Here is a 13,834-nt window from a genome sequence, read left to right on the forward strand (position 1 = left end):
TCACTGCTAGATGATGGTGATCCATTTAAACATTTTTATCAATATTTTGAAAGAAAATTTCACGCGAGCTGGATTAGGATGCATGTTGAATAGTCAGTGGTGACTTAATTTTCTCAGCAGAGGTTTCTATGTGTGGCATCGTCGGCGCAGTAGCACAACGTAATATCACTCCTATCTTGTTAGAAGGCCTCAAGCGTCTCGAATACCGTGGCTATGATTCATGCGGCGTGGCATTGCATGTCGATGGTAAATTACAACGCTCACGTAGCACTTCACGTGTAGCAGAATTGCAGGCGCAGGTCGAGCAAACAGGTTTGGCAGGATTTACCGGCATCGCTCACACCCGTTGGGCAACCCATGGCGCACCATCCTCAGCGAATGCGCATCCGCATTTTTCTCGCAATGGCGACAATGCCCGCATAGCGCTGGTGCACAACGGCATTATTGAAAACCACGAAGAGCTACGCGCCGAATTGACGCAAGCAGGCTATGTATTCGAAAGCCAAACCGACACCGAAGTCATCGCGCACTTAGTCGATCATTTGTATAGTGGCGATTTATTTGAAACCGTACAACAAGCCGTCAAGCGCTTAACAGGTGCGTATGCGATTGCCGTGTTCTGTCGTGATGAACCACATCGCGTGGTCGGAGCGCGTCAAGGTTCACCCCTCATCGTAGGCGTAGGCAAGGGTGAAAATTTCTTGGCCTCCGATGCGATGGCATTAGCAGGCACCACTGATCAAATTATTTATCTCGAAGAAGGCGATGTCGTTGATTTGCAATTGCAACGTGTATGGATTGTTGACGTCAACGGAAAACAGGTCGAGCGTGAAGTGCGCACGGTACATGCACACACGGGCGCGGCAGAGTTAGGCCCTTATCGTCATTACATGCAAAAAGAAATTTTCGAACAAGCACGCGCCTTGGGTGACACTTTAGAAGGCATCACCAACATTATGCCTGAGCTGTTTGGTGATAAAGCCTATCGCGTGTTTCAAAACATCGACAATGTACTTATCCTCGCTTGCGGTACCAGTTACTACGCTGGGATGACAGCGAAATATTGGATAGAATCCATCGCTAAAATTCCAGTCAACGTAGAAATCGCGAGTGAATATCGCTACCGCGACAGCGTGCCAAATCCTAAGAGTTTGGTCGTCACCATTTCACAAAGTGGCGAAACCGCCGACACGCTGGCTGCACTCAAACACGCCCGCGGACTTGGCATGCCGCATAGCCTGACGATTTGCAATGTATCGACCAGCGCCATGGTGCGCGAATGCGAGCTCGCTTACATCACACGTGCTGGCGTTGAAGTTGGCGTCGCATCGACCAAAGCATTCACCACACAGCTAGCCGCCTTATTCTTGTTAGCGCTCACACTCGCGCAAAGCAAAGGTCGTTTAAGCGAAACGCAAGAACAAGATCACATCAAAGCCTTGCGCCATTTACCGGTAGCGATTACCGCAGTGCTCGCACTAGAGCCCCAAATCATCGCCTGGGCGGACGAATTCGCGCGCAAAGAAAATGCCTTATTCCTAGGTCGGGGTTTGCATTACCCAATCGCACTTGAGGGTGCTTTAAAACTCAAAGAGATTTCCTACATTCACGCCGAAGCCTACCCAGCAGGCGAACTCAAGCACGGCCCACTTGCCTTAGTGACGAAAGACATGCCAGTAGTCACCGTCGCCCCGAACGACACGCTGATCGAAAAACTCAAATCGAATATGCAAGAAGTTAGAGCACGCGGCGGCGAACTCTACGTCTTCGCCGACGCCGATTCTCGCATCACCCCAAGTGAAGGTGTACACGTGATTCGTCTGCCAGAACACTACGGCATGTTGTCACCGATATTGCATACGGTGCCTTTGCAGTTGCTCGCGTATCACACAGCATTGGCGCGGGGGACGGATGTCGATAAGCCACGTAATCTCGCCAAGAGCGTCACAGTGGAGTGAGGTAATAAAATATTTACTCTTGATCGTTGAAACAGGATTTCAACGATCACGCTACCAACTCGATAACATATGTTGGATTGCTGCGGGAGCATCGTTCAGCCAAGGCGTAGAAAGTTTACAAATGCTGTTACGTCACCAGGGCCAATTTGGCGTTTCGTTGGATCGCGTTTTGTCAATGAGTACTACGCTTTTGCAAAGGCATCGATCTCATTGAATAAACCACTTAAGGTCTCTTCGTTGGTGTAAGGATTAAGAATAACTGCCCTTAGCCAGCGTGCACCAAGATAAGTTGGCAGCGACAAGAATATCTTTCTCTTGTGAAGTAAATGTGATTGTAAGCGTGAATTCCAATCATCCCATTCACTTTGTTGAAGCCACGCAGGAACGCCTCGAAAGCAGATGATGTTTGTGTCTGATTTGCCTGCCATTTCTAAAAAAGGGCGTCTCTTTACTTCCTCCATAAAGAAATCTGAGAGCAAATAACTATTTTCTATCAACTGAGCATAGCCACTTCGTCCAATATGCTGTAGTGATAACCATAGCTTTAATATTTCAGCATGACGTGTCCCTTGAACGCTTATTTCACCAAGATTGATGAACTCGCCAGAGTCGCGCATGTATGGGGCATGAATTCGAAAAGCATTGACCAAGGTTTCCATATCTCTGAAAAGAACCATGGCACAAGTCTTTGCGACATAGAGCCATTTCTGCGGGTTAAACGTAATTGAATCGGCATGTTCAATGCCGACCAATCTCTGACGCTGACTTTCCGATAAAACTAATGCACCCCCATACGCCGCATCGACGTGAAACCAGAGCCCATATTGGCGAGCCACTTCGCTGATTTCTACTAGTGGATCAATATTCCCGGTCGTTGTTGTGCCCGCCGTGGCCACAACACAGAAGGGCGTTTTACCGTTCTGCTTCGCGCTCTCAATCGCAACTCTCAATTCGCTTACATCCATTCGCGAGTCAGAATTTGTCTTGATTGGGATCACCGCTGATGCACCCAAACCAAGAAGCATGGCTGCTTTCTGAATGGAGGTATGCGCCACTTCGGAAGCGAATAAAACGGGTGAAGATGTTTGCCCGGTTATACCGTGATTAAACGCGTCAAATTTCACATTGCGCGCAACGGCTAAGGCTTGCAAATTGGCTAAACTTCCACCGCTGAGCATCACGCCGCCAGCATCGTTGCTAAAGCCAAACAAAGTCGCAAACTCTCGAAGTAAAAGGGACTCTAATCGTGACAATAACGGTGACATTTCCAGACTCAGCATATTGTTATTGATCGCCGAAGTCACCATTTCGCCCAAAATAGAAAAGGTGGTCGGCATGGAGTCCATATGTCCGATGAAAGACGGATTTGCCGCGTTCATTGAACTGGCTAGGATCGTTTGTAGTTGATTGAGTATTTCGCGTTCCGAGATAGGTTGGTTTGGAATCTCTATCGGAAATGGAAGCGGTGTTGTTTGTGGCAATGGCGAACTAATGCTTGCAGCTTGTAAGTGATTCAAAAGAATCCTAAAAACTTGCTGGGCGAGTTGATCTATTTCAGCTTTGTTCTCGCCTCGAGGGTCGATGAAGGCAGATGAAGGAAATTGAGATTGATTCATATCATTCTATTGAGAAAATTCAGAGTAATACCAAGCGTTCGATCAGTTTAAAGTCATGGTCGTGAACCTACACGAATTCAATCTTACCTGACGCACCAGCACGAATTACGGGCTCTTCAATAATAGGCCAATTGCATTCGTCCAGACGCTTTATGACTTCGTCCAATAGCTGCTGAATAATGAAGCACGTATCCAGCGCAGCAAGTGCGGGTAAATGTGCTTTTGGTTCAAATGAAAACCCATGAACATGGATGTTGATTTTTATTGCCATCCCTAAAGGCCTTTCGCTCTACGGGAGGAGTTTTAATTTCAAAAGTTTCGATTTACCATTTCATGAATACCGATGATGGGCATCTGCGTTGTCACTGGTCTTGTGGCTTCTTAAATGCAGGGATGCCGATCTTGTCGAGCCATGCGCGCATCAGGGTGACGGTACTTGCAGGCTGCTCCAGCGGGGCGAGGTGACCCGCCTGTGAAATTGCATGCAGTGAGACTTGCGGTATTAACGTGGCCATGCGCTGTTGTTCTTGCGGCAGGCATATCTTGTCCTTGGTTCCGTACAAAACCAGCACCGGGACCGTGATGGTGGGTAGGGTGGGCCAGGAGTCGGCGCGCGTGGTGAGTGCCGCCGATTGCGCCTCGAACCTGGCGAGGCCGGCATCGCACGCCATGCCCGCCACGATCGGCGTCAATTGCGCTAGTCGCTCTCCGCAGGCGGTGAAGTAGGCCGGCGCCAGACGCTGTTCGGCGAGCGCTTGCAAGCCGTCAGCTTGGGCGACCGCTAGCTGCAGGGCGCGCGCGCTTTTTCGCGCGGCAGTATCTGCGCTCGGGTTAGTTCCACACAGCCCGATCGCGGTGATGCGATCGGGCGCTTGGCGCCACATCTCGAGCGCGACGATGCCCCCCATCGACAGCCCGACAGGCACCAGGGGCGCCGAAAAGCTTGCCAATATGGTGCTGGCCATCGTGCCAATGCTGTCTTGGTCCCCGTATTCTGCCGCCGCGCAGGGGTATTCCGTGCTTAGCGCGTCGACGACTGGACGCCAGACGCGGGCGTCGCAAAGGGTGCATGGCAAAAAGATGAGGTTAGGCGCCATCATCTAGCCAAGGATACGTGGTGCGGCGGCCCCGTTGGTGACTACGAACAGCTCCGCTTCGCTTGACGCCAGCAAACTACGCGCCATTCCGGCCGGTACCGTGAATGTATCCCCCGGATGCAGCTCGATGCTTTCGCCCATATTGTTGCGCCACTCCACCTGCCCGCTGTGAACCAGCAACACCTCGGCGCCGTCGCGCACATACAGCGGCGTGCTCCCGCCGGCGTTAAACGAGAGGAGGCGTACTGAAAAGTCATGCGCCGTCGCGATTGCCGGGTTGCTTAACTCGTTATCTGACTGGCCGATGATTGCAAATTCGCGTACATTGAGGCCTGAAAGCTGCGATGTTTCGAGCGGGTGCAGCGCGTTACGGGTGGCGACGTTTCTAAGCATTTCCACAGCTTCGGGAACGCGGATGTGGGCGATTTTCTGACGTGTCGACGGTTGCACTACGATCGCGCCCTCCGGAACCGTTTCGCCAAGCGTGGTGTCGATCAGGCTTCCATTTTCCAATAACACTAGCCCGTAAGAGCGTGCCTTCTCAATGACGTGAGGCGCCCAATGGACGCGACCCGGATCGTCGCCGCCGAGAACGGCAAACATGAATCCGAGATCGTCGCCTATATTTTCAAAACCACGGAACACATTGGTAGGAATGGAGATTGTATCGCCTGGTTCCAATAGAACTTCGCCGGCGTCGCCTAGTTCGCCCCAGTAGAAACGCCAGCGGCCTTGGTGAACGATGAAGACTTCGGCCGTCTGATGGCTGTGCAGGGAATTAGTGCAGCCTGGCGGCTGACGCGCGGCACCGATATTGAAGCCGTGCGGCTCGCGAATATGAACATGCTGGTGGGGATTTTCCGCCACGCCGGGACCAATAATGGTGAAGTTTTCTTTCTTGTCGCTGCCTGGGCTGCGGGCATCGATGAACGCATTGACGCAAGGTTTCAGTTCTATATAGCGGACCAACCGCTTGCGCATGAAATTGGATAAAGACATATGATTTTCTATGTGAGGTTTAGGCTAGAAGGCGTCCGCCGTCGACAGTAAGTATGGCGCCGGTGGAAAAAGTTAAATGGGTGGCGGCGGCCGTCACGGCGCGCGCCACCTCGGTTGGGTCGGCGAGTCGCGCCAGCGGAGTGCGCGCGCTCTGTTCGGCACGCCAATTGGCGTCCAAGCCTTGCACAAAATCGGTGTCGACCAGGCCGGGCGCCACAGACAGCACACGAATCCGAGGCGCGAGCGCACGCGCCAGCGATCGGGTCATGTTGTCGACCGCGGCCTTGGATGCACAGTACATGATGTTACTACCCATTGCGGAGGTCGCCGCGACTGAGGAAATATTCACCACCAGCGCGTGCGCGCTACGCGCCAGTAGAGGCCGCAACGCACGAACAGCCGCAAACGGGCCGCGCACGTTAGTGGCGAGAATTTCGTCTATGAGTGTGTCGTCTAGTGCGTCTAGGTCGGCGTGAGCGACGAAACGCGTGGTACCGGCGCAATTGACCAAAATGTCCAAAGCACCAAAGCGCGCATCGATGGCTGTGGCTAGCTGCGCCAGCATCGCGCTGTCCGTAACCGGCGCAGCCATTGCAGCGTGTCCCATTGGCGTGGCAGGAAGGGCAGCAGCAACCTGCGCGGCGGCAGCGCCTGAGCGGTGGTAGCCGACTATGACGCTCGACCCCTCAGCTGCAAGTGCTTGGCAGATGGCTTGCCCCAGACCGCCGGCGCCACCGGTGACCAACGCTACCCTCCCAGCTAGTTGTTGGCTAGGGTAACTCATTTGGACATCCTCCGCACACGGATATCGGCTTGCTCCTTGTGGCCAGCGAAGTGCTCCAGTTCGCACAAACGAGAGCAGTATTCGCCAATCATCACCGAGGCCTCGTCGGTAAGTATGCGCTGGTAGGTGTGCGTCTTGATAAACTTGCCGACCCACAGACCGCCCGTGTAGCGGCCGGCGCGGTTGGTAGGCAATGTATGATTGGTGCCGATCACCTTATCGCCGTAGGAGACATTGGTTCGATGGCCGAGAAAGACTGCGCCGAAATTAGTCATGCGCGCCAGAAACCAGTCCGGGTCACGCGTCATCACCTGTACGTGTTCGGAGCAGATGCGCTCGGATTCAGCCAGCATTTCTTCATCAGTGTCGCACAGGATGATCTGGCCGTATTCTTTCCATGCCACACTTGCTACGTCGCGCGTTGACAGGCGTTCGAGCACTTTGTCGATCTGACCCGGCAGCTCCTGTGCGATCTTCTTGCTGGTGGTGACACACACCGCCGGCGAATTTGGTCCATGCTCGGCCTGACCGAGCAGGTCGACCGCAACTAATTCGGCATCGACGCTGTCATCACAGATCACCATGGTTTCGGTCGGTCCTGCGAACAGGTCGATACCAACTCGCCCAAACAACTGGCGCTTGGCTTCGGCTACATAGGCGTTGCCCGGGCCGACCAACATGTCAACTGGTTCAACGCTGCCGGTGCCGAGCGCCATCATGGCCACTGCCTGGACACCACCAACCACGTAGATCTCATCGGCACCAGCCATTGCCATTGCAGCCACGATTGCCGCGGCGGGCTTGCCTTGGTAAGGAGGAGCACACGCGATCACACGTTTCACTCCTGCTACCTTGGCGGTGAGCACACCCATGTGGGCCGAAGCCAGCAGCGGATACTTCCCGCCCGGTACATAGCAGCCCACCGAATTCATTGGAATATTTTTGTGACCGAGAACCACGCCAGGCAGGGTCTCAACTTCAACATCGCGCATCGACAGTAGCTGCACCTGGGCAAAACGTTTGATCTGGGCCTGGGCAAAGCGGATGTCCTCGATCGCCTGCGCCGGTAATGAGGCGATGCACTCATCGATCTGGGCCTGGGACAAGCGCAGAGAATCTGGCGCCCAGTTGTCAAATTTTTGTGAGTATTCACGCACAGCAAGGTCGCCGCGCTGCCCGATGTCGGCCAAGATGCCTTCAACGGTCGTGCGCACCTGGCTGTCGATCTGACCTTTTTGTTCTACTGGTTTGCCTTGCTTGAGATGCTGGATCATTGGATGTTGCTCCCATGTGAATGAAATGCAGGTTGAGTGATGAAGTATATTATTCGCGCAATTGACTTCGAATGCAATGCTTATTTTTATATTTTGCGTTGAGAAGAATAAATAAACTCACAAAAATTCGTCAATTTGTTACAATAATTTGCATTCGAAGTCTATTGAGGTCGAAGTTGCTGTTGCGCGATTGTGTGGCAGTGGGATAATCCAGAAAATAAAGGGGTGTGTAATGAGCGAGCAGAATAAGGGTGGCATGGCCGGTTTTGATTCTGAATTTACCGACTTGGATCAGTACATCCGGGTCATTACTGACAGAATCTGGGAGGGCGGGCGGCTGGGCGACATCGAGCGCTATTATTCCGATCCGTGCGTAGTCGAAACGCCGTCATCGGTGAGTACAGCGCTCTCTAGCGTCATTGATGGGACTCGCGCTACGCTGGTTCAGTTTCCTGATAGGCGTCTATTGGCCGAGGACATTATCGTCTCCGGCGACGATGAGGGTGGTTACCTTAGTTCACACCGCATCATTTCGACGATGACGCATCTGGGCGCAGGCAACTTTGGTAGCCCGACAGGGAACAGAATTCATGTGCGCACAATCGCCGATTGCGTTTGCAAGGACAATCGCATCATCCATGAATGGCTGGTGCGTGACCAGGGGGCGATCGCACGTCAGATCGGCCTTGCCCCAAGTGAGTTGGCGCAACGATGGCTGGATGCGGCCGGCGGCTGGGTAAAGCCCGTGGCGGGACCGGCGCCGGCTGGCTATCACTCTCATCTGAGTAAAGAGTCTCAGGCTCAACGTTACGCCCAAGCGCTGCAGGAGTTAGCTTTTGGGCGCGCCAGCGTGGCCTTGACTTACGATGATGCGGTTCATCAGCTTGGTCCTGGTGGGCAGGTGTGTTATGGGCAAGATGAGGTGCAACAGTTTTGGGGTGCCCTGTTCGGTGCGTTAAAGGTGGAGTCCTTCGAGGTTGAGCACCTCGCATTTCAGCAGGGCGATGGGCGTGCGGATCGTGTCGCGTTACGCTGGCGTGCCCGTGCGGTGCACAGCGGTGGAACCATGTTTGGTACGCCGTCTGGCAAGCCGTTGGAGATACTGGGGATTAATCACGTCGAATTTTTCCGTGGTCGTGTCCTGCGCGAATGGGTCTTGCTGGACGAAATCGCTTTGTGGATGCAGGTGCTGGCCCGATAAGCGCGGGCGCCGTAGGAGTGGCGCCGCGCGTTCCGCGTTCAGGGGTGCGGTGCGATCTTACTCATCAGGGCGCGCGCACCGTCCAACAGAAATTGCTGGTCTGATGCAAGTAGGAACAGGGTGGCTCCTTTGCGCTGCCAATCCATGCAGTCTTCACCGCCAGGCACGAACATACCAACCGCCTTGCCATGGCGGATCCCAGCCTCACAAATCCGTTCGACCGCGTCGACGACGATCGCGTCGGTCGGACTGTTAGCGCCCAGGGATAGGGTCAGGTCCATGCGTCCCACGAACAGGCAGTCAATCCCCTCGGTCGCGGCGATTGCGTCCAGGTGTGGCAGCGCATGCGCATCTTCGATCTGGGCGATGACGGTAGTGGTGGCGCCGCTGTCGTGTAGGTGTTGTGCCATTGACTTGGTGGTGTAATTTGCCGCTCGGCTCGAGCCCGCGTATCCGCGACCGGACGTACTGTAGTGGGAGTTGCGCACGATCGCAGCGGCCTGTTCACCCGATACAACGTGCGGCAGCACTAGTCCAGTAGCGCCCGAATCGAGCGCACTCAGGATTTCGCCGGCGCTATCGCTTTGAACTCTTACCAAGGAGGGCATCCTCGCTGCGCGTAATGCGGCCAGACAGCTGTCGAGCTCCATGCGGCCGAACGGCGCATGTTCTGCATCAATGCAGATGCAGTCTAGTGGCGACAGTCCGAGTACCTCGCAGACAATGGCGGAGGGGGTTTTTAAGAAAGTACCCATCATCAGCTCTCGCTGACGCAGGCGTTCGCGGAAAGTGCGAGTGGTCGTCATTTTTGCTCCTTTTTTGTTGCGGGCGGTACTGGATGATCCAAGCGCGAGGTGCCGCCCTCGATAAATTGCGCGCTGAAGACGCGTTTTTCTGGACTTGATGTATGGTTGTCGATCAGTGAAAGCAACATTTCGGCGGCAGCTTGCGCCATTTTCTGAACGGGTTGGCGCAGGGTTGTTAGGTTATGGCTCATCCAAGTTGAGGGCTCCACGCCATCAAACCCGGCCACAGAGAGCATTTTTGGCACGTCGATTCGAAACTCGTGACGCGCCGCGTCGATGCAACCGATGGCCATGATGTCGTTGCCGCAGATGATGGCATCTGGCGCGCTGGCGCGGTTCTTCATCAATTGGCGTAGGCCATTAACGCCGCTTTGGTAGTCGTAGTGTCCCATCACCACCTGCGGTTCACGTAGACCTAGTTCGAGCACGCGTTCGCGTGCGCCACGGGTGCGTTCCTGTCCGACCACTGAATCTGTCGGGCCGCTGATAATTGCAAAGCGTTGGTGGCCTGCGGCTGCCAAGCGCGATACCAAGATACGTGCGCCCTCGATCTGATCGCAGACGACGGCATCGACGCTTTTCTCGGCTAGGGTGCGGTTGTACAGTACTAGCGGAATGCCGTGCCGCTCGAATTCTGTCACATGTTCGAGTGATAGTCGGGTGGCAGCAATCACGCCGTCGACTTGGTATTGCCAAATCTGGGTGATGGTTTGGTCGATATCGCTCTCGTGAGGAACTGTAAATAAAAGGATGCGCATACCCTTGCTAACGAATTGCTTGCTCAGTTCCGACAGGACTTCAGGGTAATACAGATTAGTCAGGTTTGAGATCAAGACCGCGACCAAGTTTGATCGCCGCGTGATCAAGCTGCGCGCCAGCGCATTAGGAATGTAATCAAGCTCCTTGGTAGCCTTAAGTACCCGCGCTCGAGTTTCGGGCGAGACGCTGGCACCGGGTTTAAAGCAACGCGAGACCGCTGATTGCGAGACGCCCGCGAGCATAGCGACATCGTAGGAGGTGGCACTACGTTTTTTTTGTGGTGTAACTTCGGAGGTGACGGGTAGGTTCTTTTTGCTAGCCATTTTGCAGACCTTGGAGGTTAGTGTTGGGTTAGTATAGCCGAAAAATCTACCGGAAACAGCGTTAGTGTTGCATCCGACTGCAATCGGATCTCGCTAAAGGTCTTTATAGTGCAAATTTTCTTCATGTCACTTATTTTACACAAACAACGACAATTTTCTTAAATCTTATTGACTGCGAATGCAACGGTATTCTAATATCGCTTGTCAATGATGCGATCTTAATTGTTCACCAGTAGTAGAAGATTGCGGCACGATTCAATATGCATTCGAAGTACAAGCGTTGATATAGACACCTGAAAATCATACAAGGAGATAAGTAATGAAAACGTGGTCCCGCAAAACATTGGTAACACAATTGGCGCTCGCATTTGGCGCAGCGTACGGATTAGGCGGAGGAGTAGCTTTTGCGCAGGCGCTGCCTGCTACCGCGGTGGCGCAGGACGCCAGTGCGCAAGACGTGTCTACCGCAAAGGGGGAGTTGCAAAGTGTCGTCGTGACTGCTCAGCGCCGTCCGGAGAATAAGCAGTCTGTGCCGATTTCGGTGAGCGCACTCACCGCCGAGCAACTGGGTGACCGCAATATCACTGACCTGTCGCAAATGGAGGGCATGTCGCCTGGTTTTACTTTCGGCCGCTCTGGCACCGACGCACGTCCAGCGATGCGCGGCGTGCGTACCGAGAACGTTGCGGTCAATGGCGACACGACGATTGGTTATTTTGTCGACGGCATCTACAAGTCACGCGCCCAGCAAGCGCTGGCCAGCTTCGTCGATATCGAACGGGTCGAGATCCAGCGCGGTCCGCAGGGAACACTGTATGGCCGCAATACGTTCGGCGGCAACGTCTCGGTCATCACTGCCGCGCCAGTGCTCGATAAATTCCAGGCTGCTGGCAGCGTCCAACTGGGCTCGTTCAGCAAGCTGCGCCTCGAAGGCATGCTTAATTTCCCGATCAACGACATGCTGGCGGTGCGCGTCGCCGTCTCCAGCGACAAGGCCGATGGTTTCGTCAAAAACGACTTTAATCCTGCCGCAGACCTGTTCGACCAGGACCTGAAATACGGGCGGGTCGCCGTCAAATTCAAGCCGAACGACCGTTTCCAGGCGACGCTGCGCGTTGATTCCACTGACCAAGGCGGCAATGGCGGCTCGGCCTTCGGCTACAAGCAGGCAGGAACCTACCTTGACAAGGCAACTTGCCAGCAGCTGTTCAACGCCTCGCTGTACGTTTTCAATGTCCGTCCTGGCAATCGCGATGGCATCAATGACTGCACACGCAGCAGCGGTGCTGCCGCAGGCACAGGTACCAATGCAACTGGCAGCAGCGTCGACCTTGGCGTGCCGCTGTACAAGGCTGGCAACCCGTATCGCGTCGACACCGACTATCAGTCTTTCCTTAAACTCAAAGACAAGAGCGCCTCGTTCGACATGGCGTACCGCTTCGACGCGTTTAGCTTGAAATCGATTACCGGCTACGCCGATTTCGAGACCGAGCGCACGTCCGACTCCGACATGTCGGCTTCCACGATCGCGATCGACTACCAAAAGACCACTGCCAAGACCTTCTCGCAAGAAGTCCAGATTCTGTCGGAAGGCACAGGCCCGTTGCGCTATGTGGCTGGCTATTATTACTTCAAGGACAAGCTGCGCGGCACCTTTATCAGTCAGCAGCTACCGCGTACGATTCGCTCGGCTAGCCTGGCGGCGCCCCTCACACTGCCGCAGAACGGCGCCGGTTTCTACGACGATCCGTTCGCGGTAACAGAATCGAATGCGCTCTATGCGCAGTTCGCCTACCAAGCGACCGACCAGATGACCATTACCGTTGGCGCCCGCCGGACTGTCGACAAGAAGGATTTCCGCTTCGCCAACGCAAACTCGGTATTGCCGCGCAACGCCAGCGGCCAGCCCGATGCAACCCAGATCAGCTTTGCCACCCCGGCGGTGCCGAGCTCGGCCTATGGTGCGGCGGGCGTGTCGAACTGCGTGCCGGCGCGCGGCCCAGGCTTCTATTGCGACCCAGCTGATCCGTCAATCCTGCTCGGTGCGACCTATTCGCAAAAGGAGTTCGCTAAGTCGACCGGGCGCATAGCGCTTGACTACAAGCTAGCCAAGAACAATCTGCTGTACGCCTCGTATTCGACCGGCTTCCGTTCCGGCGGCTTTAATTCGGGCCAAGCACTTGAGAGTGTGCGTACTTTCCAGCCGGAAGAGGTCAATGCGATTGAAATTGGCTCGAAAAACCGTTTCCTCGGCAACAGCCTACAGCTAAACCTGGCGGCTTTCAGCAACAGTTACACCAATCTGCAGGAACAGCGCCAGGTACCGGTTGGCGCTACCACGATTTCTACAATTTTTAACGCAGCCAAAGCCAAGGCCAACGGTGTCGAGGCAGAATTAGAATGGATGGCGACCGACGATCTGCTGATCGGCGGTACGCTGTCGCTGCTCGATGCCAAGTACACTAGCTTCCCCGATGCCGCGCTGCCATTCGGCACCTCGATCCTGGTCACCGATGCCAGCGCCGCCGCCACCATCGTGAATGGCGTCACGATCGCCCCGGCCGGCCAGCGACGCGTATTCGCGCCGGGCTATAGCTGTGGTTTACTGAACGGAACCGGCGGCGTCGGCCAGCCTAGTGCCGCATTCGGCTGCGATCTGTCGGGCAAGCGGGTACCTTATTCACCGCGCTTTCAGGGTTCCTTGTATGCTTCGTATGATTACCTGCTGTCAATGGGCGGAAAGTTGACGCCAATGATCGTAGTGAGCTTTTCTGATGGTTTCTACGGCCAGCCGACCAACGCCAGCATCGAGAAGCAGGGCGCATACATCAAGGCTGACCTGAAGCTGAACTGGAAAATCAACAACAGCTGGAGCGCCCAGTTCTTCGTCGACAATGCGACCGACAAGACCACGCTGAACCGCTTCGTGTGGGGCGGCGGTGGCGCCTTGCAGGTGAGCGCCGCGCCACCGCGCACTTACGGCCTGCGGGTTAGCTACAAATCGTTCTGATTTTTAC

Annotated in this window: 11 protein-coding genes; 3 read left to right on the forward strand and 8 right to left on the reverse strand. The window is 54.7% G+C overall.

Annotated features, from left to right (window positions below):
- Positions 1 to 128: 128 nt before the first annotated feature.
- A complete protein-coding gene (gene glmS, locus ACO0KW_RS12915) occupies positions 129 to 1,958 on the forward strand; it encodes a glutamine--fructose-6-phosphate transaminase (isomerizing) (RefSeq protein ID WP_423053535.1) in 1,830 nt (609 codons plus the stop codon).
- A 182-nt stretch (positions 1,959 to 2,140) separates the two neighbouring features.
- Here the strand turns inward: glmS and ACO0KW_RS12920 are convergent, their stop codons facing one another.
- The 6 genes from ACO0KW_RS12920 to hisD form a co-directional block, all read right to left on the reverse strand.
- Positions 2,141 to 3,574, reverse strand: a complete 1,434-nt coding sequence (locus ACO0KW_RS12920) for a pyridoxal phosphate-dependent decarboxylase family protein (protein WP_423053537.1) — start codon at positions 3,572 to 3,574, stop codon at positions 2,141 to 2,143.
- Between the two features lie 67 nt (positions 3,575 to 3,641).
- On the reverse strand, positions 3,642 to 3,845 hold the full coding sequence (locus ACO0KW_RS12925) for a hypothetical protein (RefSeq protein WP_423053539.1): 204 nt from the start codon (positions 3,843 to 3,845) through the stop codon (positions 3,642 to 3,644).
- Between the two features lie 91 nt (positions 3,846 to 3,936).
- The gene (locus ACO0KW_RS12930) at positions 3,937 to 4,674 is read right to left on the reverse strand and encodes an alpha/beta fold hydrolase (protein WP_423053541.1); all 738 of its coding nucleotides are present in this window, start codon (positions 4,672 to 4,674) and stop codon (positions 3,937 to 3,939) included.
- Complete coding sequence (locus tag ACO0KW_RS12935) at positions 4,675 to 5,670, reverse strand: cupin domain-containing protein (protein WP_423053543.1); 996 nt, start codon at positions 5,668 to 5,670, stop codon at positions 4,675 to 4,677. It abuts the gene before it with no gap.
- 19 nt (positions 5,671 to 5,689) lie between these two features.
- Entirely contained in the window at positions 5,690 to 6,454 is a 765-nt protein-coding gene (locus ACO0KW_RS12940) for an SDR family NAD(P)-dependent oxidoreductase (RefSeq protein ID WP_423053545.1), read from the reverse strand.
- Complete coding sequence (gene hisD / locus ACO0KW_RS12945) at positions 6,451 to 7,728, reverse strand: histidinol dehydrogenase (protein ID WP_423053547.1); 1,278 nt, start codon at positions 7,726 to 7,728, stop codon at positions 6,451 to 6,453. The genes ACO0KW_RS12940 and hisD overlap by 4 nt, the downstream gene beginning before the upstream one ends.
- A 232-nt stretch (positions 7,729 to 7,960) precedes the next feature.
- Between hisD and ACO0KW_RS12950 the strand changes: the two genes are divergently transcribed.
- On the forward strand, positions 7,961 to 8,929 hold the full coding sequence (locus tag ACO0KW_RS12950; protein WP_423053549.1) for an ester cyclase: 969 nt from the start codon (positions 7,961 to 7,963) through the stop codon (positions 8,927 to 8,929).
- Between the two features lie 38 nt (positions 8,930 to 8,967).
- Here ACO0KW_RS12950 and ACO0KW_RS12955 read toward each other — a convergent pair whose 3' ends face one another.
- Together ACO0KW_RS12955 and ACO0KW_RS12960 are read right to left on the reverse strand one after the other, a co-directional pair.
- Positions 8,968 to 9,735 carry an HpcH/HpaI aldolase family protein gene (locus tag ACO0KW_RS12955; protein ID WP_423053551.1) on the reverse strand — a complete coding sequence of 256 codons (768 nt, stop codon included), beginning with the start codon at positions 9,733 to 9,735 and terminating at the stop codon, positions 8,968 to 8,970.
- Positions 9,732 to 10,817 (reverse strand): LacI family DNA-binding transcriptional regulator, encoded by a 1,086-nt coding sequence (locus ACO0KW_RS12960; protein ID WP_423053553.1) that lies wholly within the window; start codon positions 10,815 to 10,817, stop codon positions 9,732 to 9,734. Before ACO0KW_RS12960 ends, ACO0KW_RS12955 begins: the two co-directional genes overlap by 4 nt.
- Before the next feature lie 319 nt (positions 10,818 to 11,136).
- Between ACO0KW_RS12960 and ACO0KW_RS12965 the strand changes: the two genes are divergently transcribed.
- Complete coding sequence (locus ACO0KW_RS12965; protein WP_423053555.1) at positions 11,137 to 13,827, forward strand: TonB-dependent receptor; 2,691 nt, start codon at positions 11,137 to 11,139, stop codon at positions 13,825 to 13,827.
- Positions 13,828 to 13,834: the final 7 nt, after the last annotated feature.

The sequence above is a fragment of the Undibacterium sp. Ji22W genome (assembly GCF_049340305.1).
Taxonomy (GTDB): domain Bacteria; phylum Pseudomonadota; class Gammaproteobacteria; order Burkholderiales; family Burkholderiaceae_D; genus Undibacterium.

Coding starts and splice junctions, on each gene's coding strand:
- glmS (WP_423053535.1), top strand. CDS start 129: ATGTGTGGCATCGTCGGCGCAGTAGCACAACGTAATATCACTCCTATC.
- ACO0KW_RS12920 (WP_423053537.1), bottom strand. CDS start 3,574: ATGAATCAATCTCAATTTCCTTCATCTGCCTTCATCGACCCTCGAGGC.
- ACO0KW_RS12925 (WP_423053539.1), bottom strand. CDS start 3,845: ATGGCAATAAAAATCAACATCCATGTTCATGGGTTTTCATTTGAACCA.
- ACO0KW_RS12930 (WP_423053541.1), bottom strand. CDS start 4,674: ATGATGGCGCCTAACCTCATCTTTTTGCCATGCACCCTTTGCGACGCC.
- ACO0KW_RS12935 (WP_423053543.1), bottom strand. CDS start 5,670: ATGTCTTTATCCAATTTCATGCGCAAGCGGTTGGTCCGCTATATAGAA.
- ACO0KW_RS12940 (WP_423053545.1), bottom strand. CDS start 6,454: ATGAGTTACCCTAGCCAACAACTAGCTGGGAGGGTAGCGTTGGTCACC.
- hisD (WP_423053547.1), bottom strand. CDS start 7,728: ATGATCCAGCATCTCAAGCAAGGCAAACCAGTAGAACAAAAAGGTCAG.
- ACO0KW_RS12950 (WP_423053549.1), top strand. CDS start 7,961: ATGAGCGAGCAGAATAAGGGTGGCATGGCCGGTTTTGATTCTGAATTT.
- ACO0KW_RS12955 (WP_423053551.1), bottom strand. CDS start 9,735: ATGACGACCACTCGCACTTTCCGCGAACGCCTGCGTCAGCGAGAGCTG.
- ACO0KW_RS12960 (WP_423053553.1), bottom strand. CDS start 10,817: ATGGCTAGCAAAAAGAACCTACCCGTCACCTCCGAAGTTACACCACAA.
- ACO0KW_RS12965 (WP_423053555.1), top strand. CDS start 11,137: ATGAAAACGTGGTCCCGCAAAACATTGGTAACACAATTGGCGCTCGCA.